Here is a 19,401-nt window from a genome sequence, read left to right as displayed (position 1 = left end):
CTGGCGATCACGGCGAGGCGGTGCGACCTCTCTCCCGCATCCGACCTCCGCAAAGCCCGGCCTTTCAAGGCCGGGCTTTTTTATTGGGCTTTCCGCGCCAAGCCATCTCGGCCGCACCCATGTTGCACCGCAGACCTTGGACGCACAGCGCGCGACGCAGGCGTGACACGCGTGGCGGATGGGCGTCCTGACGGCGGCATCACTTCCCAGGCGCGATGTTCGGTCTGAAGGGGTGCAGTTTTCGTCGGACGTCGCGCGATGCCGGGCTGTCAATGCCGTCATGTGACGCGTCGCCTGCGAATCCTCACCCTGCCTTGTGCGCGAAGCGCGCGCTGCTCCGCAGGAAGCTGCCGCAGTTGCTGTGTACGCGTGAAGGCACCATCCATGTAGCGCGCCGCCCCCGCGTCGCGGGCGCGGCCAATCGCATGACAACCCAACAGGAGGTGGAAGATGCATGTCATGGCAGACCGTATCCGTCAGGCTCGACGCTTGAAGACCCTGTCGCAGACCCAGCTGGCCGAACAGGTCGGCGTGCAGCGCAGCGCCGTGGCGCAGTGGGAGCGGGTGGGCGGCACGCATCCCAGCGTGGAGCATCTGGCGCAGATCGCGGTGATCACCCAGGTCCTGTTCGAGTGGCTGGCCACCGGGCGTGGCCCGATGACCAGTGAGGCCACGCAGGTCGAAGCGTCGCCCGGCGCGCCGACGACGCCTCCGGCCGAGCGGCTGGCGCGCGATGAGGTGGAAACGCATGTGCTGCAGCTGATCCGTCGCCTGTCGCCGCATCGGCGTTCGGACGCCTGCGATCTGCTGCGCTCGATGGTGGGCTGATTCTGCGCCGCGCCGGCCTGCCAATCAGCGCCCGCGTGGGCCGAAAGCGGGAGAGTCCCAGAGAAATGCATCCGCTCGCGATCAAGTGGTTGCTGCGGTTGAACGTTCTGGCTTCGGAGGGGCAGCGGTCCGGCGGGCGGTGGCCGCTCATCCCTCAATCAGGGCATCCTGCCCTGATTCGGGCGCTCGGCCTCCTGCCTCGCTAGGCGCGGCCACCGCCCGCCGGACCTCTGCATCGCGCGTCGAGCTCCACGGCTTCGTCGAGAGGAACCCTGATTCTTACGCTGCGGAGCTCGACCCGTGGACCTCTGCGAAGCGCGAACCGAGGAGCGCGCTCGACCAAGGCGGGGCCGCCACGAAGTGCGTTCACCCGCGATGCGCTTCGACGAAGAATAAAAAATCCCACCCTTTCGGGTGGGAGCTTTCATGGTCGCGACGCGATGGGGCTACTGGAACAGGGTTTCCGGATATTCCGGCTTCTGTTCGCGCGCCAGCAGGCGCTCCAGGCCTTCGGCCGGGGTGATCTCGCCGTGCAGGACATCACGCACGGCCTCGCTGATCGACAGGTCGATGCCGTAGCGGTGCGCCTGGCGCATGACCTCGTCGGCGGTCTGCACCGACTCGACCACCTGGCCGATCTCGCGCACGGCCTCTTCGATGGACTGGCCGCGCCCCAGCGCCAGGCCCAGGCGGCGGTTGCGCGACAGGTCGCCCGTGCAGGTCAGCACCAGGTCGCCCAGGCCGGCCAGGCCCATCAGCGTCTCCGGGCGCGCGCCGATGGCCGCGGCCAGGCGCAGCATCTCGTTGAGGCCGCGGGTGATCAGGCCGGCGCGCGCGTTGAGCCCCAGGCCCATGCCGTCGGCCACACCGGTGGCCACGGCCAGCACGTTCTTCATCGCCCCACCCAGTTCGGCGCCGACCATGTCGTTGCCGGTGTAGGCGCGGAACGTCGGGCCATGCAGCACGTCGGCGACCTGTTTGCAGAACGCGTCGTCGGCACCGTGGATGGTCAGCGCGGTGGGCAGGCCCTGGGCGACCTCCTTGGCGAAGGACGGCCCGGTCACCACGGCCAGCGGCACCTCCGGACCCAGCACGTCCTCGGCCACCTCGTGCAGGAAGCGGCTGGAGCCGGGTTCGAAGCCCTTGGTCGCCCAGCTCACGCCCGCCTGCGGTGGACGCAGCGGCGCCAGCGCGCGCAGGGTGTCGGTGAAGGCATGCGAGGGCACGACCACCAGCACCAGATCGGCGTCGGCCATGGCCGCGGCCAGGCTGGTGGTGGCGCGCAGGGTCTGGGGCAGTTCGATGCCCGGCAGGTAGCGCGGATTCTCGTGGCGGAGGTCGATGGCCTGGGCCACCGCCTCATCGCGTCCCCACAGCACGGCCTGGTGGCCGTGCCGGGCGATCAGGGCCGCCAGCGCGGTCCCCCAGGAACCGGCGCCGAGCACTGCGACTTTCAACGCGTTCATTGCATCCCCCCGCCCGTGTGCAGGGGGCCGAGCTTTATCACAGACGCCATCGAAATCAGGCGTTGCCCACCGGCGGATCGTTCTCGATCACGCCCTGCTGGCCCTGGGCGGCGCGCTGGCGCAGGGTCTCGGCGTACAGGCCGTCGAAGTTGATCGGCTGCAGGAAGAACGGCGGGAAGCCGCCGGCCTGGATCAGGTCGCTCAGCAGCTGGCGCACGTACGGGAACAGGATGCTCGGGCACTGGGTGCCCAGCAGCGCGTCGATGGTCTGCGCGTCGAAGCCGGCCAGGCCGAACACGCCGGCCTGCTGCACTTCGGCCACGTAGGCGGTCTTGTCGCCGGCCTTGCAGGTCAGGGTCACGCCCAGGATCACCTCGAAGGCGTTCTCGGCCAGGCGCTGCACGCGCTGGTTGAGGTTGAGGTTCAGCTCGGGGGCGATGTTCTCCGAATAGATCGCCGGCGCGCCGGGGACTTCGAAGGACACGTCCTTGACGTAGATCTTTTCGACGGTGAAGTTCGGGCCGTTGGCCTGGGTGGCGGCTTCGTTGGCGCCGTTGAGGGTCTCGTCGGACATCGTGTACTCCGAATGGGTTGCGGTGAATGGGCCAAAGCCCGGGATTATCACATGGGGTGGCGCCACGCCCGGGCCGCTTCAAGGCCCGCGCGCGATGCGACGCGTGTTCAGTGTCAGGCGCGGCCCTTGACCAGCGGCAGGTCGGCGGCCTGCCAGGCCCCGACGCCGCCATCGAGCACATAGACCTTGGCGAAACCGGCCTTCTTCAGCTGGGCGGCGGCGCCCGGCGCGGTCTGGCCGCTGCGGCAGACCAGCACCACCGGGCGATCGCCCGCGCCGGCCAGCAGCTTGTGCTTGGGGTCGAACTTGCCGGCCAGGTTCTTGCTGCCGGGGATGTGGCCCTTCTCGAAATCGCCGCTGGCCGACAGATCCAGCACCAGCGCGTTGTCGTTGTTGATCAGCGCGGTCAGCTCGCCGGGGCGCACGCCCTTGTAGCCGCGGAACAGGCGCATGACCTCGGTGACGAGAATCGCCAGGGTCAGGCCCACGAGGGCCATGGACAGCATCGCGTTGTCGGCAGCGAAAGCCTTGAGTTGTTCGAAATTCACGGCAGGAAAGCGTCGGCTGGGCGCGAAAAGGCCGGCGATTGTCGCACAGCCCCGGCGACTATTGCCCCTGCCAGAGGTCCGGCAGGCCGTCCTGCAGCCACCACTGCTCGGCCGCCGGGTCCCAGCGCCAGCGCTCGCGCACCCGCACGGTGCGCTCGACCATGGTGTGGCGGTTGACCACGCGCACGTCGACCATGCGCGCCACCGTGCCGTCGGGTTCGCCGGCGCTGCCGATCTCGCTGTAGCCGGTGATCTCCACCTGCTGGTAGCGCGAGAGTTCCAGCGCGCTCAGTCCGGCGCCCTGGCGGGCCTCGGGGTCGACCACGCTCCAGGCCTGCTCGAATTCGCCCCAGCGCATCGCCTTGGTGAACAGGGTCTGGGTATCGGTGAGCTTGCGCTGCTTGGCGCGGTTGCTGATGGCCTCGGCCGGGCCGGCGCTGGCCAGCACCAGCAGTGCGGCCAGCAGCATCCACAGAAGTCGTCCCACGTGCGTGTGTCTCCCCAGGCGTGAACGAAGGATGCTACCCCTTTGCCAGGGCGACGTAGCGGCCGCTCAGTTCGGCGGCCACGCCGCCGTCGGGCAGCAGCACCTGGGCCAGCAGCGGGGCGCGCGCCTTGCCGCGGCGGCGGAAGGTGTCGATGAACTCGGCCCAGTCCGCCTCCGGCGCCAGCCAGGCCTGGGCGGCCAAGTCGTGCAGCAGCGGGGCGCGGTAGCGCACGGCGCTGTCGGCCACGTAGACCTCGGCCTCCAGGCCGGCCTGGCGCAGGCGCAGCGTGGTCAGCGCCCAGCCGGCCAGGGTCATCAGCGCGACCAGGCTGCCGCCGAAGGCCGTGCCCTTGTCGTTGACGTTGGCCGCCAGCGGCGCGCTCATGTGCAGACGCGTGCCATCGAAACCGCGCAGCGCGATGCGCATCGCCACCACCGGCGGCATCTGCGCGCAGGTCGCGCGCAGCGCGTCGAGCAAGGCGTCGTGATCCATCGCGTACTCTTGATTCATGGGCCAAGGCAAAGCGCGCGCATGGTACGTCATCTCCCTGCGGCCTCAGGACGGCCACGCCGCGCTGCGCCAGGCCGCCGCGCGCGTGGGCGCCGGAGTGATCGCGCTCTCGCCGTGGTCGCTGGCGGCCTGTACGGATGCACCAGCGCGGCAGGCCTGGGACGCGGCGCGGGCCTGCGAGGTGGTGGTGTTCACCAGCCCGGCGGCGGTGCGCTTCGCCCACGCACTGGCGCCCATCGCCGCGCGGCCCGGCCAGGTGCTGGTCGGCACCGGCAGCGGCACGCGCGCGGCGCTGGCAAGGCTGGGGCTGGAGGCCGTCTCGCCTGCGCACATGGACAGCGAGGGGCTGCTCGCGCTGCCCGAACTGGCCGCGCTGGACCAGCGCCCGGTCGGCCTGGTCACCGCGCCCGAGGGACGCGGCACGCTAGCCCCCGCGCTGCGCAGGCGCGGCGCGCACCTGCACCTGGCCGAGGTCTATCGACGCCAGCCGATCCCGCTGTCGACGCGCGCCCTCGCCCGGCTCGATGCGTTGGACGCGCCCGCCTGCGTGCTGGTGACCAGCAGCGGCGCGCTGAGCGAGGTGTTCCAGCGCCTGCCAGGCCATGCGGCCGCGGCGCTGCGCGCGCAGCCGGCCATCGTGGCCAGCGCGCGGCTGGCGACCGTCGCGCTGCAGGCCGGGTTCGAACACGTGCTGCAGGCCGAAGGCCCGCGTCCTGCGCAGCTGATGGCCACCGCACAGGCCATGTACTCACATCGCTTGGGCTAGCATGCGGCCGATCCCGCCGCGCCTTCACGCGCCTGTTCCACGGCTTCTTTGTTGGAGTGCCCCCCTTGAACGATGCCATCGCCAGCGCCGAGTCCGACACGCGCCCGCGCCGCCGCATCTGGCCCGCCCTGATCGTGCTGCTGCTCATCGCCGCCCTGGCGGCGGCGGGCTGGTACGGCTGGCAGCAATGGCAGGGCTGGCGCGCCGCGCAGGAAGGCCAGATCCAGCGCCAGCTGGCCGCGCTGGACCAGCGCATCGATGTCCTGCGCGGCGATGCCCGCGCCCAGGGCGAGCGCATCCAGGACGCGGCCGCCACCAACCGCGTGCTGCGCGATGAAATGCTCGGCCTGAGCCAGCGCGGCGCCCTGCTGGAAGACACCGTGGCCAAGCTGGCCGACTCCACCCGCCAGGGCGCCACCGCCCTGCGCCTGGACCAGACCCAGCTGGAGCTGCAGTTGGCCGCCCAGCGCCTGAACATCGCCGGCGACCTGCCCGGCGCGCAGCAGGCCTACGCCCTGGCCGCCGACACCCTGGCCGGCCTGGACGACCCGCGCGTGCTCAATCTCAAGCAGTCGCTGGAACAGGAGCGCGCCGCGGTCCTGCGCCTGGGCGCCGGCCCGAAGGCCCAGGCCCTGCAGCAGCTCGATGCTGCCAGCGCGGCGTTGGCCCAGTTGCCGCGCCAGGTGCCGGTCGATCCGGCCGCGCGTCCGGCCTGGCAGCGCGTGCTCGCGCCGCTGATCGATGTGCGTCCCAGCGGCGCGCGCGTGGCGGTGGTGCCGGCCCAGCGCGCCGCCTTCGACAACGCCCTGCAGCTGGAACTCACCCTGGCCCGCGCCGCCGCCGAGCGCAACGACACGGCGGGCTTCCGCGCCGCGGTGCTGCGTGCGGCCGGCTGGATTCCGCGGCTGTGGCCGGCCACGCCGCAGGCCGACGCGCTGGAGCGCCAGCTGCGCCAGATCGCGGCCCTGCCGCTGCAGCCGCAGATTCCCGAACTGGGCAGCACCCTGGCCCAACTGCAGGCCCAGCGCGGCAAGGCGGCCGGCGCCGCACCGGTGCCGCCGGCACCGGTGCCGGCACCCCCTCCGCCATCGGCGCCCACCGCGCCGGCCCCAACGGAGACCACGCCATGAAGATCCTGCGTCTTGTCGTGATCGTGCTGGTCCTGGTCGCCCTGGGCGTGTTCGTCGCGCAGTGGCTGGCGCGCGACGAGGTCCGCGACTGGGGCGAGGTGTTCGTGCGCGTGGGCGGCTACGACGTCACCGCCACCGTGCCGGGCGCGATCCTGGCGCTGATCCTCGCCGCCGTGCTGCTGTGGATCGTCTGGACCCTGCTGGCCCTGCCCTTCCGCGCCTGGGGCCGGCATCGCCGCAAGCGCGCCCGCGCCCAGCTGATCGAAGGCCTGGAAGCGGTCCAGCACGGCCACTGGCTGCGGGCGGAGAAGCTGCTGGACCGCGCCGCCCAGGACCCCGAGGTCGGCAGCGCGGCGCGCATCGCCGCGGTCCGCGCCGCGCAGGCGCGCGCCGACGCGCCGGCCCTGGAGCGCCATCTGCAGGCCCTGGCCCAGCGCGATCCCACCGCCCACGCGCTGCTGCTGGCCGACGATGCGCTGGCCGCCGGCCTGCCGACCCGGGCGCTGGTCGCGCTGGACGCGCCCGGCGCCCAGCCGCTGCCGCCGCGCGGCCTGGCCCTGCGCGCGCAAGCCCTGGCCGAGGTCGGCCGCGCCGGCGATGCCTGGGGCCTGCTCGGCCCGCTGCGCCAGCACAAGGCGCTGTCGGCCCCGGACTACGCCCAACTGGAAACGCGCCTGGCCGCGCAGTCGCTGGAGCAGGCCGGCGACGCCAATGCGTTGGCCGAGCGCTGGGAACTGGTGCCCAAGGCCCTGCGCACCGAACGCGCCGTGGTGGCCGCCTACGCCACCCGGGCCGCCGCGCTGCGCTGGGACGATGCGGCCACCCATGCCCTGGAACATGCGCTGGACAGCCGCTGGGACGAAGACCTGATCGCCCTCTACGGCCGCCTGCCGGTAGGCAAGCTCGATTCGCGCCGGGCCAGCGCCCAGCGCTGGCTGCAGGCCCATTCCGACAGCCCCGCGCTGCTGCTGACCCTGGCCCGGCTGGCGCGCCAGCAAGGGCAGTGGCCGCAGGCGCAGGAGTTCCTACACCGCGCCCTGGCCCAGGGCGGCGGCGCCGAAGCCTGGGAGGAACTGGGCCACGGCTACGCCGCCGCCGGCGAGGACTTGCTCGCCCGCCGCAGCTACGCCAACGCCCTGGCCGCTCAGCGCGGCGAACTGCCCGCCACCGAGCCCGACCGCGACCTGCGCCAGCAGATCCACGACCAGGCCGTCACCGAGACCCGCGACGAACACGGCCTGCCGCGCCTGCCCGAGTGATGCGTCAGCCGCGTGGATGACGCGGCTTGAAGTGCAGCCGTGACCTGCATACGAACGGTTACGCAAGCGACGTATCAACGCGGAGCTCGCTCGCCGTCGCATCCGTTCGGCTCGCCATGGTTTCGTCGAACACGCCGCTGCGCACGGGCACGGAACGTGGAGTCAGCGCAGCGACCCACCTGCCCTGCGCGCCAGCAGCGCGCTGGCCGCTGCCGCGGTCAGGGCCGCGACGCCGGCCAGCAGGTAGATCGCGCCGAAGCGCCAGGCCAGCGCGAGCGCGCCTGCCAGCGGGCCGGTGATCGCCAGCGCCAGATCCAGGAATAGCGAGTACAGCCCGAGCGCGGTGCCGCGGTTGCTGTCGCTGACCCGGCGCACCGCTTCCATGCCCAGCGACGGGAACACCAGGGCGAAGCCCGCGCCGGTGATCGCCGCGCCCACCGCGGCCAGGGCCGGCAGCGGCGCCAGCCAGATGCACAGCAGGCCGGCGGCCTCCACGCAGAGCGAGACCACCGCCACACGGTAGCCGCCGTGGCGGTCGATCGCGCGCGGGAAGACCAGCCGCACCGACACGAAGGTCACCCCCAGCAGCGTCATCGCCAGCGCCGCGTGCGGCCAGCCGCGCTGGGCGTAGTACAGCGCGATGAAGGCGGTGATCGCACCGAACCCCACCGACGCCAGCCCCAGGCACAGCCCGAACGGCAGGACCCGCGCCAGCACGCGGCGGGCCGGGATGTGTTCGCCCGGCACCGGCCGCACGCCGTGCCGCGGCAGCACGCAGGCCAGGGCGGCCAGCGCCAGCACGACGGTCAGCGCGCCCAGCGCGGCCAGACCGAAGCGCTGCCCCAAGGCCACGCCGACCGGGGCCGCCAGGGCCAGCGCGCCGTAGGTGGTGACGCCGTTCCACGAGATCACCCGGCCGGTGTGGACCGCACCGACCGCGCCGATCCCCCAGATGATCGTGGCGGTGGTGATCAGGCTTTCGCCGCAGCCCAACAGCAGGCGCCCGACGAACAGCACCGCCAGGCTGGCCGCCGGCCAGGCCACCATCAGCGCGGCGGCCGCGGTGCAGGCGCCCGCCAGCGCGCACACGCCCAGGCCCAGCAGCACCGAGACCTTCGGCCCGCGCCGGTCGCACAGGCGCCCGGCCACGGTGCGGCTGAGCAGGGTGGCGACGTACTGCAGGCTCACCGCCAGGCCGGCCAGCACCGTGCCGTAGCCCAGCCTGGTGTGGACGAAGCCCGGCACCACCGCCAGCGGCAGACCGACGCAGAAATAGCCGACGAAGTTGAACACCACGACGCTCAGCACGCGGCGGGTGAGGCGCGAGGGCACTGCGGCGGCGGCATCTGCAGGCGTCAGGGAAGCGGGTGAATCGTCCAAGGCGATACGCGGCGGCCCGCGCGAGGTCATGCGCGCGCCGGCAAACGGGGGGAGGGCCTGGACATGATGCGCCCGGCAGCCGGTGCACGCCGCACCGGCCTTGCCGAATTCCAGTCAGCGGCGCGTGCGCTGTGGGCACGGACACGTGCCTCGGAAGCAACATTCAGGGGCACGCTTGTGCTTGGTCGTGCTTGTGGCTTCTGCCTGCTCGGGATCGGGCTCGGTGGGAGCCGCCATGGCGACGAGGGGCTCTCCCGGGAAAGCCGCATCGCCATGGCGCTCCTACCTGTAGAGCGGAGCTTGCTCCGCTGCTCTTCGTTCGGTTCTTGGGGTAAGGCCCCAGCGGAGCGAGCTCCGCTCTACAGGCGGGCAGCTGCTGGGTTTGAGGAAACAGTTTCTCCCCCAAACTTGCTGCGATTAGCGGGGAAAAGCGGAGCAGCCCCTCAGCGCTCGACGATGGCGACCACACCCATGCCGCCGGCGGTGCAGATCGACACCAGCGCGCGGCCGCCGCCGCGCTGGGCCAGCTCCTTGGCCACCGTGCCGATGATGCGCGCGCCGGTGGCGGCGAAGGGATGGCCCGCGGCCAGCGAGGAGCCGTTGGGGTTGATCTTCTCCGGATCGATGCGGCCCATCGGACCGGGCAGACCGAGGCGATGGGTGCAGTACTCCTCGCTCTCCCACGCGCGCAGCGTGCACAGCACCTGCGCGGCGAAGGCCTCGTGGATCTCGTAGATGTCGAAGTCCTGCAGGCTCAGGCCATGGCGCGCCAGCATCTGCGGCACGGCCACGGTCGGCGCCATCAGCAGGCCCTCGCCGTGGACGAAATCCACCGCCGCGCTCTTCACGTCCTTCAGGTAGGCCAGCGGCGTGTGGCCGTGCGCGGCCGCCCATTCGTCGCTGGACAGCAGCACCGCCGCCGCGCCATCGGTCAGCGGCGTGGAGTTGGCGGCGGTCAGCGTGCCGCGGCCGGAGGTCTTGTCGAACGCCGGCTTGAGCGTGGCCAGCTTCTCCAGCGAGGTGTCCGGGCGCAGGATGTTGTCGCGGCTCACCCCGCGGAAGGGCACGATCAGATCGTCGAAGAAGCCGCGCTCGTAGGCCGCGGCCAGCTTCTTGTGCGAGGACACCGCCCAGGCATCCTGCGAATCGCGCGAGATGTTCCACTCCTTGGCCATGTCCTCGCAGTGCTCGCCCATCGACTTGCCGGTGCGCGGCTCGCCCACGCCGGGGAACTCGGGCTTGAGTTCGGAAAAGCGGAAGCCCTTGAGCAGAGCGCGCGCCTTGTCCTTGGGCGTCTTGGCGCGGTTGACCTCGAGCAAGCGCGCGCGCAGCTTCTTGCCGTAGACGATCGGCACGTCCGAGGTGGTGTCCGAACCGCCGCCAATGCCCGCCTCGATCTGCCCCAGCGCGATCTTGTTGCCGATGTGGGCGATGGTGTCCAGGCTGGTGCCGCAGGCGCGCTGCAGGGTGATGCCGGGGGTCAGCGGCGACAGGCCGGAGGACAGCGCAGCCTCGCGGCCCAGGTTCCAGTCGCTGGAGTGCTTGATCACCGCGCCCATGGCCACCTCGCCCAGGGTCTGCCCGTGCAGGCCGAAGCGCTCGACCAGCGCGCCCAGAGTGCGCACCGACATGCCCAGGTTGCCGACATCCGAATACGCGGTGTTCTGGCGGCAGAAGGGGATGCGAACGCCGCCGAGGATGGCGACGGGACGGGCGACTGGCATGGGAAGACCTCGGTGGACGGCCATGTTCAAGGGAGACCCGCACATGCGCAGGCGTATGGTGGAAGTGTAGCGGCGTCGTTCGACGCCTGTCATTGCGCGTCAACGACCTTCTCTGCTGCGCCGTGAACAGCACGTGCGCGTTCATCGTGTCGCGGCGGTCACCCGGCAGGTGGCTAGAATGCCCACAGATTGCATTGGCCTTGCTGTTCCTTCCATGACCCACCCCAACGAAACCGCGCAGGTGATGGGCCTGATCGCCCTGGAGCTGGCCGGAGGCGCCCCGCCGCGGCAGCCCGCCCTGCCCCAGGCCGAGGCCGGCGCGCTGGCCGAGAAGATCGCCCGCGACCTGGCCGGCCTGGTGCCGCAGGTGACCGCGCTGGAGCTGACCCTGGCCGCCGCGCACTTCGACCCCGCCGAGGCGCTGCGCCCCGGCTGGCCGCTGCACCGCCGCCTGGACGAACTGCGCCAGCGCGCGCCGGGACGCGACCAGGGCCCGCGCGTGATCGCCTTCGGCGCGGCCAGCGATGGCCAGGTGCCGATGCCGTTCCAGGCCGACCCGGACCTGACCGGCGGCGCGCTGCGCGTGCTGCCGTTCCTGCTCAGCGGCACGCCGGAAGATGTGGATGCCGTCGGCGAGGCGCTGGAGGAAGTGCTGATCGAACGCGGCATGGCCGGCGCCGACACCGCCCTGCAGCTGCAGGACGGACTGGGCGCCAAGGTCGAGCACGTGCGCTTCATGACCCTGCACGACCTGGCCGCGATGATGGCGCTGCAGTATCAGCACCAGCACCTGGAAGGCCTGTGGCCCGTGATCGAGACCGCGCTGCTGGCGCCGGACGAGGAGCAGTGGCTGGACGCGCCGCCCGAGCCCCTGCTGCGCTATGCCGATGGCCAGGTGCAGATGGCGCTGCTGGACGCGGCCACCTGGAAGTCGCGCAACACGCCGGGAACCGACGAGCCCGAGCGCCTGGCCCGCGCCTACGAGCACTATCTGATGCGCAAGCGCCAGCTGGCCGCGGTGCTCGAGGCGCACGGCATCCCCGTCACCTACGTGCACTGCCCCAGCGAGGGCGACCTCTGCGCGCACCTGCGCAGCTGAAGGCAGCTTCCTGCCCGTGCAAAGAAGAAGGCGCCCAATGGGCGCCTTCTTTCTTCCTGCGGACCTCGCGGGCGCACGCATCGCGCCGCCCGCGATAGCGCGGCTTACATCGCCGCGGGCGCGGCCTCGATGACGCCGCAGGCCAGACGGCCACCGGCATCGCCGGTCGGCTGGGTTTTGTAGTCGTCCGGCTTCTCGTGGACGATCACGCCCTTGCCGACGATGTCGTACTTGTCGCCCTTGCCGATGTCGGTATTGGCCGAGAGCATCTGGTCGATGGTCACGTTGCCTTGCGCGTCGGCGGTGATGTTGTTGCTGTCGCCGGCGTGGTGGGTCGGCGCGGTGACCTGGCCGTGATCCACGCCGTCGGGATTGAAGTGCCCGCCGGCGCTGCTGCCGTCCGGGGCGCTGCAGTCGCCCTTCTCGTGGATGTGGAAGCCATGCTCGCCCGGGGTCAGGCCGGTCAGCGTGCCGGTGACATGCACGCCGCCTTCCATCGCCATGAAGTTCAGCTCGCCGGCGACCTTGTTGCCCTGGGTGGGCTTGAGCGTGGCCTTGGCCGAGGCCATGGCGGTGGTGGCCGGCGAGCTCGGCGGCGGCGTGTTCTCGGCCGGGGCCGAGCTGGCCGCCGGATCGCTCACCGGCGCGGGCGCGGCCTCGGGTTCGGACTTGTTGCACGCGGCCAGGGCCAGCACGGTGGCGGCACACAGCAGGGTTTGGGTCAGTCGCTTCATCGGAACGCTCCTCGTGTTGCTTCTAGGGAATGCGCGCCATGAGGCACGCGGTCAACGGATCGCCTGGATCACGCCACAGGCCACCCGCGCACCGGACTTGCCCGCCGGCTGGGTGGCGTAGTCGTCGGGGTCTGCATGCACCACCAGCGCGCGGCCGAGAATGTCGTTGGGCGCGCCGCCGCCCAGGGTGACCTCGCCCAGGCGCGTATCGACCCGGGCCACGCCTTCCAGATCGGAGGTGAGGTTGTCCATGTCGCCGGCGTGGTGGGCGCCGATCTTGGCGTTGCCGTGCGGCTGGTGGGTGGGATTGAAATGCCCGCCGGCGCTGCTGGCATCGACCGCGCTGCAGTCGCCGACCTCGTGCACATGGAAGCCGAAACGCCCCGACGGCGGCAGGCCGCCGATGGTGCCGGCGATGCGCACGCCGCCGGCCACCGGGCTCAGCGTCAGCTTGCCGCTGACCAGGCTGGCCGAGGCCGAGCGCATGATCGCCTGTGCCTCGTGGACCGTCGCCTGGGCGGGCACGACGACCGGAGGCGCGGGCTTGGGCGCCGGTGCGCTGCTGCAGGCCGACAGCGCCAGCGCCGCGCCCGAGGCGAGGGCCGGCAGCAGCAGGCGATGGAAGCGGTGGTGAGGCATCGGGCCGCCACGCTATCGGCGGCGGCGTTCAGTTGCAATGAAGTTGGGTGCAAAGCGCGCGGCGGCGCGGTGACCATCGCGTCATCGCATCGCCGTCCCTGCCCGCACGCAATCAGCTGCGACGGCGCCCGGAACCCAGCTTGCGTGTGATCGTGTTGCGGCCCACGCCCAGCCTTGCGGCGGCATCGGCACGACGCCCGTTGGTGAACTGCAGCGCCGCTTCCAGCAGCGCGCGGTCCAACCGCGTGCGCGCCTCGGCGTGCAGGCCATCGGCACCTTCGGCCAGGCGCGCGCGCGCCCACTGGCCGAGCAGCGCGTCCCAGTCAGCGGCATCGCGCGTGGACGACCTGGCGCCATGCGGCAGGGCCTGTTCGACATCGCCCACGGTGATGGTGTCCGACGGCGCCAGCGCGGCCAGGCGCCAGCACACGTTCTCCAGTTCACGCACGTTGCCGGGCCAGTCGTGCGCGCGCAGCGCCTCGCGCGCGGACGGGGCCACGCGCTTGGCCGGCATGCCGAGCTTGGCGCAGGCCTGGGCCAGGAAGTTCTCGGCCAGGCGCGACACGTCGCCGCGACGCTCGCGCAGCGGCGGCAGCTGCAGGCGCACCACGTCCAGGCGATGCAGCAGGTCGGCGCGGAAGCGGCCGGCCTGCACCAGGCCTTCCAGATCCTGGTGGGTGGCGGCGATCACGCGCACGTCCACGCGGATCAGCTCGCGCCCGCCGACGCGGAAGAACTCGCCCTCGGCCAGCACGCGCAGCAGCCGCGTCTGCAGCGGCAGCGGCATGTCGCCGATCTCGTCCAGGAACAGCGTGCCGCCGTCGGCCTGCTCGAAGCGGCCGATGTGGCGCCGCTGCGCGCCGGTGAACGCGCCGGCCTCATGGCCGAACAGCTCGCTTTCCAGCAGCTCGGCCGGAATGGCTGCGGTGTTGAGCGCCACGAACGGCTTGCGCGCGCGCGGGGACTCGTTGTGCAGGGCGCGCGCGACCAGCTCCTTGCCGGTGCCGGTCTCGCCGGTGACCAGCACCGACAGCGGCGCCTGCGCCAGGCGGCCGATCGCGCGGAACAGCCCGCGCATGGCCGGCGTGTCGCCGATCAGCTCCGGCGTGCCGTTGCGCGTCTCCGCCACCGGTTCGGCGACGGCGGCCTCGCTGGGCTCCAGGCTGGGTAGCGCGCGCGCGGCCAGGGCCACCGCATCGTCCAGGTCGAAGGGCTTGGACAGGAACTCCTGCGCCCCACCGCGGAACGCGCCGGCGGTGCTGGCCACATCGGTATAGGCCGACATCACGATCACCGGCAGGCTCGGATGCGCGTGCTTGAGCCGGTCCAGCAGCTTGAGGCCGTCCTCGCCGGGCATGCGCACGTCGGTGAACAGCAGGTCCGGCACGCCGCGCGTGCCCAGCGCCTGCAGCGCCGAGGCGGCGCTGTCGAAGCCGTCCACGTCGTAGCCCGCGTCGCGCAGCGCGGTGGCCAGCACGAAGCGGACCGAGCGGTCGTCGTCGACGACCCAGATGCGCTGGCTTTCCTCAGTGGGCATGGCGTCCCTCCTCGGCGGCATCGCGCGATTGCGGCAGCAACAGGGTGAAGACGGTGTGCCCCGGGCGCGAGCGGAAGCCCAGCGAGCCGCGATGCTCGCGCGCCACCTGCTGGGCCAGCGCGAGCCCTAAGCCGCTGCCCTCGGCACGGCCGCTGACCAGCGGCAGGAACAGGTGCTCGGCCAGCTCCTCGGGCACGCCGCGGCCGTCGTCGATGATCTCCAGCCGCAGCGCGCGCGCATGCAGCTGATCGTGGATGCGCAGCCCGTGCTCGACACGGGTGCGCAGGGTGATCAGCGCTGCCCCGGCCTGCATGGCGTTGCCGACCAGGTTCCACACAGCCTGGGTCAGGCGGTCGGCGTCGCCGTGCAGCTCAGGCAGGCTGGGGTCGTAATCGCGCCGCAGGCGGCCGTGCCAGGCGCCCTCGGCCTCGGCCAGGCGCAGCACGCGCTCGAGCACGGCGTGGATGTTGAGCGCGGCATGCGGGCGCTGCGAGGTCGGCGACAGCAGCCGGTCCAGCAGGGCGTTGAGCCGCTCGGCCTCGGACTCGATCAGGCCGATCAGGGCGCGCTCGTCCTCGTTGTCCGCGCGGTTCTGCGCGCGGCGCGAGAGCAGCTGTGCGGCGCCCTTCAGGCCGGCCAGCGGGTTGCGCAGTTCATGGGCCAGGCCGCGCAGGGCGGCGGCCAGCGCGCTGGGCATGGCCTGGGCCGGGTCCAGCGCCGGGAAGTCGTCGACCGGATGGGCTTCCAGCAGCCAGCCGCCGGCGTCGGCACGCGAGAGCCAGCCCTCGGCGAAGCGCGCGGCCCCGCCGGGGAAGCCCAGGGCGACCCGGTGCAGGCGCAGCAGGTCGCGGTCGGTATTGCGGAGAAAACGGGCCATGGCATCGCCATCCATTTCCAATGCGGCCAGGGGGCGTCCGACCAGGCGGCGCTGGCTGACACCCAGCCAGCGCGCGAAGGCGGCATTGACGCCCAGGACCGTGCCGGCGGAATCGGCCCAGGCCACCGGCGTGCTCAGCGCGTCCGGGGTGGGAATCTCGCTCACAGCGCGTTCCGGGGGTTCGGGAAGCGGGTCCGTGGAGTCCGGCGGCGGCATTGCACCATCTTAGTGCAATGCCGCCGCCGGGCGCGGTCAGGCCTCGTAGGCCGCCTCGCCATGCGAGGTGATGTCCAGGCCCTCGCGCTCGGCGTCCTCGCTCACGCGCAGGCCGAACACCAGCTTGGCAATCGCGAAGCCCACGATGGACACCACGCCGATCCAGGCCACGGTGATCGCCACGCCCTCGATCTGGATCAGCACCTGGTGCGGGATGGAATAACCATCGCCCTTCACCCCACCCAGCGACGCGGCCGAGAACACGCCGGTCAGGATGGCGCCGACGATGCCGCCGATGCCGTGCACGCCGAACACGTCCAGCGTGTCGTCGGCCTTGAGCAGCTTCTTCAGGCCGGTCACGCCCCACACGCAGACGAACGCGGCGATGGCGCCGATGGCGATCGCGCCGAACGGCCCCACCGTGCCGCAGGCCGGGGTGATGCCGACCAGGCCGGCCACCGCACCGGAGGCCACGCCCAGGGCGGAGGACTTGCCCTTGAACAGCTTCTCGGCCAGCGCCCAGGCCAGGATCGCCGCGGCGGTCGCCAGCATCGTGTTGAGGAAGGCCAGCGCCGCGCCGGCGTTGGCTTCCAGGTTGGAGCCGGCATTGAAGCCGAACCAGCCCACCCACAGCAGCGCCGCACCGACGAAGGTGTAGGTGACGTTGTGCGGCCGCAGTGCGACCTGGCCGAAGCCGATGCGCTTGCCGACGAAGTACGAGCCCACCAGACCGGCGACACCGGCGTTGATGTGCACGACCGTGCCGCCGGCGAAGTCCAGCGCGCCGCGCTCGAACAGGAAGCCGCCGGTCGCCCAGACCATGTGCGCGATCGGCAGATAGCCGGCCGTGAACCAGATCAGCGCGAACAGCAGCACCGCGGCGAACTTCACGCGCTCGGCGAAGGCGCCGACGATCAGCGCGCCGGTGATGCCGGCGAAGGTCAGCTGGAAGCAGACGAACACCTGCTCGGGCAGGCTGACGCCCTTGGTGAAGGTGGCCGCCAGCGTCTCGGTGGTCACGCCCTTGAGGAAGAGCTTGTCCAGATTGCCGATCCACTTGCCGTCGCCCGAGAAGGCCAGGCTGTAGCCGTAGGCGACCCACAGGATGGCGATCAGCGAGAACACGGTGATGACCTGGATCAGCACCGAGAGCACGTTCTTGGCGCGCACCATGCCGCCGTAGAACAGCGCCAGGCCGGGCACGACCATCATCAGCACCAGCAGCGTGGAGGTCAGCATCCAGGCCACGTCGCCCTTGTCGACGATCTCGGCGGCGGGTGTGGCCGTGCTCGCGGCGGCGGACGGCGCCGCGACCGGTTCCGGCGCGGTGTCCGTCGGGGCGGTGGTGGCCGGGGCTTCCGTGGCGGCAGGCGCAGTGGCTTCCTGCGCGGCGACGGTGGACACGGTACCGGCGGCCAGCAGGCCCAGCGCGGCGGCCGCGCACAGCACCTGCAGGCGGGTGGTCAGGGCGGAGAGCAGACGAGTCTTCATGGGGGGTCTCTCCGGAAGGGTTAGAGCGCGTCGGCGCCGACTTCGCCGGTGCGGATGCGGATGACCTGGTCGATCGTGGTCACGAAGATCTTGCCGTCACCGATCTTGCCGGTGCCGGCGGCCTGCTGGATGGCCTCGATGACCGCATCCAGACGCTCTTCGGTGACGACGGTTTCGATCTTGATCTTCGGCAGGAAATCGACGACGTACTCGGCGCCGCGATACAGCTCGGTGTGGCCCTTCTGGCGGCCGAAGCCCTTCACTTCCGTGACGGTGATGCCCGAGACGCCTGTCTGCGACAGCGCCTCGCGGACTTCGTCCAGCTTGAAGGGGCGGATGATGGCGGTGATCAGTTTCATGCACATTCCCCGATGATGGTTGGAGCGCCCGGCGCGGGGCCGGACAAAAGAGCGGCGCGATAAGCCGAATCAAAGGTGGTCGCCGGCATCGCGCCGGCGCCACGATGAAGCGCCCAAGGGCCGCGTCGAACGCGCGGGAGCAAGGACCCGTGCGTGCGACGTGGGAGGGAGGGCGTGCGGCCCATGGGCGTCTTCGATGACGCGTCCCCAGCACTGCATGGTTCACGGCCGCCCCAGCGTGGCATTGCGGCTTCCGTCGGCCGTGCACCGGAAGCGCTCAGGTGAGGTGCAGCGATGGCAGTGGGTGGGAGGGGGGACCCACCGCCATCGCCGCGTTTGCTCAGTTGGCGTAGTACAGCTGGTACTCGAGCGGATGGGTCGCCGCGCGGAACTTGGTGACTTCCTGCATCTTCAGGTCGATGTAGCCGTCGATCAGGTCGTCGGAGAACACATCGCCGGCCTTGAGGAAGTCGCGGTCGGCGTCCAGCGCGGCCAGGGCCTGGTCCAGCGAGGAACAGACCTGCGGGATCAGCTTCTCTTCTTCCGGCGGCAGATCGTAGAGATCCTTGTCCGAGGCCGCGCCCGGGTCGATCTGGTTCTTGATGCCGTCCAGGCCGGCCATCATCAGCGCGGTGAAGGTCAGGTAGCCGGACTGCAGCGGATCGGGGAAGCGGATCTCGATGCGGCGCGCCTTCGGGCTGTTGACCCACGGGATCCGGCACGAGGCCGAGCGGTTGCGCGCCGAGTAGGCCAGCATCACCGGCGCCTCGAAGCCCGGCACCAGGCGCTTGTAGCTGTTGGTGCCCGAGTTGGCGAAGGCGTTGATCGCCTTGGCGTGCTTGAAGATGCCGCCGATGTACCACAGCGCCATCTGCGACAGGCCGCCGTAGCCGTCGCCGGAGAACAGGTTGGTGCCGCCCTTGGCCAGCGACTGGTGCACGTGCATGCCGCTGCCGTTGTCGCCGACGATCGGCTTGGGCATGAAAGTGGCGGTCTTGCCGTTGCGGAAGGCCACGTTCTTGATGATGTACTTCATCATCAGCAGCTCATCGGCCTTCTTCACCAGCGTGTTGAACTTGGTGCCGATCTCGCACTGGCCGGCGGTGGCCACCTCGTGGTGGTGCACCTCGGTCTCGATGCCGACCTGCTCCAGGGTCTTGACCATCTCGGCGCGGATGTCGTGCAGCGAGTCGGTCGGCGGGACGGGGAAGTAACCGCCCTTCACGCCCGGACGGTAGCCGCTGTTGCCGCCTTCGTACTTGGCCGCGCTGTTCCAGGCCGCCTCTTCGGAGTCGATCTTGAAGAAGGTGTTGCCCATCTCGTTGGCGAAGCGCACCGAGTCGAAGATGAAGAACTCCGGCTCCGGGCCGAAGAAGGCCACATCGGCGATGCCCGAGGACTGCAGGTAGGCCTCGGCGCGCTTGGCCACGCCGCGCGGACAGCGCAGGTACGAGGTCATCGTCGCCGGGTCCAGCACGTCGCAGGTCAGGTTGATGGTCGGATCGGCGTAGAACGGATCCAGATAGGCCGTATCGGCGTCGGGCATGAGGACCATGTCCGATTCGTTGATGCCCTTCCAGCCGGCGATGGAGCTGCCGTCGAACATCTTGCCTTCCTCGAACAGGCTGGGCTCGACGATGCTCGCCGGGAAAGTCACGTGCTGCTGCACGCCGCGCAGGTCAACGAAACGCAGGTCGACGAACTCCGCCTTGGAGTCCTTGATCAGCTTTTCGACTTTGTCGACGGACATCTTTGCTCCTCGAATCGGTGGTGAGG

At 71.2% G+C, this 19,401-nt stretch carries 19 protein-coding genes; 5 read left to right on the top strand and 14 right to left on the bottom strand.

The window, feature by feature from the left end; all coding sequences use genetic code 11:
* Positions 1-450 precede the first annotated feature (450 nt).
* Positions 451-828, top strand: a complete 378-nt coding sequence (locus tag ACFJIT_RS17675; RefSeq protein ID WP_130531959.1) for a helix-turn-helix transcriptional regulator — start codon at positions 451-453, stop codon at positions 826-828.
* 446 nt (positions 829-1,274) lie between these two features.
* Here ACFJIT_RS17675 and ACFJIT_RS17670 read toward each other — a convergent pair whose 3' ends face one another.
* The 5 genes from ACFJIT_RS17670 to ACFJIT_RS17650 all read right to left on the bottom strand — a co-directional run bounded on the left by ACFJIT_RS17670 (position 1,275) and on the right by ACFJIT_RS17650 (position 4,396).
* A complete protein-coding gene (locus tag ACFJIT_RS17670) occupies positions 1,275-2,294 on the bottom strand; it encodes an NAD(P)H-dependent glycerol-3-phosphate dehydrogenase (protein ID WP_379654452.1) in 1,020 nt (339 codons plus the stop codon).
* 55 nt (positions 2,295-2,349) lie between these two features.
* Positions 2,350-2,868 carry a protein-export chaperone SecB gene (secB, locus tag ACFJIT_RS17665; protein WP_130520844.1) on the bottom strand — a complete coding sequence of 173 codons (519 nt, stop codon included), beginning with the start codon at positions 2,866-2,868 and terminating at the stop codon, positions 2,350-2,352.
* A 113-nt stretch (positions 2,869-2,981) separates the two neighbouring features.
* Positions 2,982-3,416 (bottom strand): rhodanese-like domain-containing protein, encoded by a 435-nt coding sequence (locus ACFJIT_RS17660; RefSeq protein ID WP_130520842.1) that lies wholly within the window; start codon positions 3,414-3,416, stop codon positions 2,982-2,984.
* 58 nt (positions 3,417-3,474) lie between these two features.
* A complete protein-coding gene (locus tag ACFJIT_RS17655) occupies positions 3,475-3,903 on the bottom strand; it encodes a hypothetical protein (RefSeq protein WP_379654451.1) in 429 nt (142 codons plus the stop codon).
* 34 nt (positions 3,904-3,937) lie between these two features.
* A complete protein-coding gene (locus tag ACFJIT_RS17650) occupies positions 3,938-4,396 on the bottom strand; it encodes a YiiD C-terminal domain-containing protein (protein WP_131659558.1) in 459 nt (152 codons plus the stop codon).
* A 16-nt stretch (positions 4,397-4,412) separates the two neighbouring features.
* Between ACFJIT_RS17650 and ACFJIT_RS17645 the strand changes: the two genes are divergently transcribed.
* The 3 genes from ACFJIT_RS17645 to ACFJIT_RS17635 all read left to right on the top strand — a co-directional run bounded on the left by ACFJIT_RS17645 (position 4,413) and on the right by ACFJIT_RS17635 (position 7,569).
* Positions 4,413-5,180, top strand: a complete 768-nt coding sequence (locus tag ACFJIT_RS17645) for a uroporphyrinogen-III synthase (RefSeq protein WP_379654450.1) — start codon at positions 4,413-4,415, stop codon at positions 5,178-5,180.
* 65 nt (positions 5,181-5,245) lie between these two features.
* Entirely contained in the window at positions 5,246-6,310 is a 1,065-nt protein-coding gene (locus ACFJIT_RS17640; RefSeq protein ID WP_379654449.1) for a hypothetical protein, read from the top strand.
* The gene (locus tag ACFJIT_RS17635; protein ID WP_379654448.1) at positions 6,307-7,569 is read left to right on the top strand and encodes a heme biosynthesis protein HemY; all 1,263 of its coding nucleotides are present in this window, start codon (positions 6,307-6,309) and stop codon (positions 7,567-7,569) included. The genes ACFJIT_RS17640 and ACFJIT_RS17635 overlap by 4 nt, the downstream gene beginning before the upstream one ends.
* A gap of 162 nt (positions 7,570-7,731) precedes the next feature.
* On the opposite strand, the gene ACFJIT_RS17630 is transcribed toward ACFJIT_RS17635, so the two are convergent.
* Together ACFJIT_RS17630 and ACFJIT_RS17625 are read right to left on the bottom strand one after the other, a co-directional pair.
* The gene (locus tag ACFJIT_RS17630; protein WP_379654447.1) at positions 7,732-8,901 is read right to left on the bottom strand and encodes an MFS transporter; all 1,170 of its coding nucleotides are present in this window, start codon (positions 8,899-8,901) and stop codon (positions 7,732-7,734) included.
* A gap of 491 nt (positions 8,902-9,392) precedes the next feature.
* On the bottom strand, positions 9,393-10,673 hold the full coding sequence (locus ACFJIT_RS17625; protein ID WP_379654446.1) for an acetyl-CoA C-acetyltransferase: 1,281 nt from the start codon (positions 10,671-10,673) through the stop codon (positions 9,393-9,395).
* A 214-nt stretch (positions 10,674-10,887) separates the two neighbouring features.
* On the opposite strand from ACFJIT_RS17625, the gene ACFJIT_RS17620 reads away from it, so the two are divergent.
* Entirely contained in the window at positions 10,888-11,772 is an 885-nt protein-coding gene (locus ACFJIT_RS17620) for a hypothetical protein (RefSeq protein ID WP_379654445.1), read from the top strand.
* A gap of 104 nt (positions 11,773-11,876) precedes the next feature.
* On the opposite strand, the gene ACFJIT_RS17615 is transcribed toward ACFJIT_RS17620, so the two are convergent.
* The 7 genes from ACFJIT_RS17615 to glnA form a co-directional block, all read right to left on the bottom strand.
* A complete protein-coding gene (locus ACFJIT_RS17615; protein ID WP_130520827.1) occupies positions 11,877-12,506 on the bottom strand; it encodes a superoxide dismutase family protein in 630 nt (209 codons plus the stop codon).
* Between the two features lie 51 nt (positions 12,507-12,557).
* Positions 12,558-13,145: a superoxide dismutase family protein gene (locus ACFJIT_RS17610; RefSeq protein ID WP_130535364.1), complete on the bottom strand. Its 588-nt coding sequence runs from the start codon at positions 13,143-13,145 to the stop codon at positions 12,558-12,560.
* A 112-nt stretch (positions 13,146-13,257) separates the two neighbouring features.
* Positions 13,258-14,682, bottom strand: coding sequence for a nitrogen regulation protein NR(I) (ntrC, locus tag ACFJIT_RS17605; protein WP_130520823.1), 1,425 nt, complete (start codon positions 14,680-14,682; stop codon positions 13,258-13,260).
* A complete protein-coding gene (locus tag ACFJIT_RS17600) occupies positions 14,672-15,724 on the bottom strand; it encodes a nitrogen regulation protein NR(II) (protein WP_379654444.1) in 1,053 nt (350 codons plus the stop codon). Before ACFJIT_RS17600 ends, ntrC begins: the two co-directional genes overlap by 11 nt.
* A gap of 87 nt (positions 15,725-15,811) precedes the next feature.
* On the bottom strand, positions 15,812-17,266 hold the full coding sequence (locus ACFJIT_RS17595; protein ID WP_379654443.1) for an ammonium transporter: 1,455 nt from the start codon (positions 17,264-17,266) through the stop codon (positions 15,812-15,814).
* 20 nt (positions 17,267-17,286) lie between these two features.
* Positions 17,287-17,625: a P-II family nitrogen regulator gene (locus ACFJIT_RS17590; protein WP_130520819.1), complete on the bottom strand. Its 339-nt coding sequence runs from the start codon at positions 17,623-17,625 to the stop codon at positions 17,287-17,289.
* A gap of 340 nt (positions 17,626-17,965) precedes the next feature.
* Positions 17,966-19,375 carry a type I glutamate--ammonia ligase gene (gene glnA / locus ACFJIT_RS17585; RefSeq protein ID WP_130520817.1) on the bottom strand — a complete coding sequence of 470 codons (1,410 nt, stop codon included), beginning with the start codon at positions 19,373-19,375 and terminating at the stop codon, positions 17,966-17,968.
* Between the last annotated feature and the right edge of the window lie 26 nt (positions 19,376-19,401).

Origin of the sequence: Pseudoxanthomonas sp. UC19_8 (genome assembly GCF_042700505.1) — a bacterium.
Taxonomy (GTDB): domain Bacteria; phylum Pseudomonadota; class Gammaproteobacteria; order Xanthomonadales; family Xanthomonadaceae; genus Pseudoxanthomonas_A; species Pseudoxanthomonas_A winnipegensis.
Note: the sequence above shows the minus strand (reverse complement) of the source record. Positions and strands in the feature narration are given on the sequence as shown.

What these genes read in the sequence shown, in the direction of transcription:
- ACFJIT_RS17675 (WP_130531959.1), top strand. Translation starts at nt 451, where the DNA reads ATGCATGTCATGGCAGACCGTATCCGTCAGGCTCGACGCTTGAAGACC.
- ACFJIT_RS17670 (WP_379654452.1), bottom strand. Translation starts at nt 2,294, where the DNA reads ATGAACGCGTTGAAAGTCGCAGTGCTCGGCGCCGGTTCCTGGGGGACC.
- secB (WP_130520844.1), bottom strand. Translation starts at nt 2,868, where the DNA reads ATGTCCGACGAGACCCTCAACGGCGCCAACGAAGCCGCCACCCAGGCC.
- ACFJIT_RS17650 (WP_131659558.1), bottom strand. Translation starts at nt 4,396, where the DNA reads ATGGATCACGACGCCTTGCTCGACGCGCTGCGCGCGACCTGCGCGCAG.
- ACFJIT_RS17645 (WP_379654450.1), top strand. Translation starts at nt 4,413, where the DNA reads ATGGGCCAAGGCAAAGCGCGCGCATGGTACGTCATCTCCCTGCGGCCT.
- ACFJIT_RS17635 (WP_379654448.1), top strand. Translation starts at nt 6,307, where the DNA reads ATGAAGATCCTGCGTCTTGTCGTGATCGTGCTGGTCCTGGTCGCCCTG.
- ACFJIT_RS17625 (WP_379654446.1), bottom strand. Translation starts at nt 10,673, where the DNA reads ATGCCAGTCGCCCGTCCCGTCGCCATCCTCGGCGGCGTTCGCATCCCC.
- ACFJIT_RS17620 (WP_379654445.1), top strand. Translation starts at nt 10,888, where the DNA reads ATGACCCACCCCAACGAAACCGCGCAGGTGATGGGCCTGATCGCCCTG.
- ACFJIT_RS17615 (WP_130520827.1), bottom strand. Translation starts at nt 12,506, where the DNA reads ATGAAGCGACTGACCCAAACCCTGCTGTGTGCCGCCACCGTGCTGGCC.
- ACFJIT_RS17610 (WP_130535364.1), bottom strand. Translation starts at nt 13,145, where the DNA reads ATGCCTCACCACCGCTTCCATCGCCTGCTGCTGCCGGCCCTCGCCTCG.
- ntrC (WP_130520823.1), bottom strand. Translation starts at nt 14,682, where the DNA reads ATGCCCACTGAGGAAAGCCAGCGCATCTGGGTCGTCGACGACGACCGC.
- ACFJIT_RS17595 (WP_379654443.1), bottom strand. Translation starts at nt 17,266, where the DNA reads ATGAAGACTCGTCTGCTCTCCGCCCTGACCACCCGCCTGCAGGTGCTG.
- ACFJIT_RS17590 (WP_130520819.1), bottom strand. Translation starts at nt 17,625, where the DNA reads ATGAAACTGATCACCGCCATCATCCGCCCCTTCAAGCTGGACGAAGTC.
- glnA (WP_130520817.1), bottom strand. Translation starts at nt 19,375, where the DNA reads ATGTCCGTCGACAAAGTCGAAAAGCTGATCAAGGACTCCAAGGCGGAG.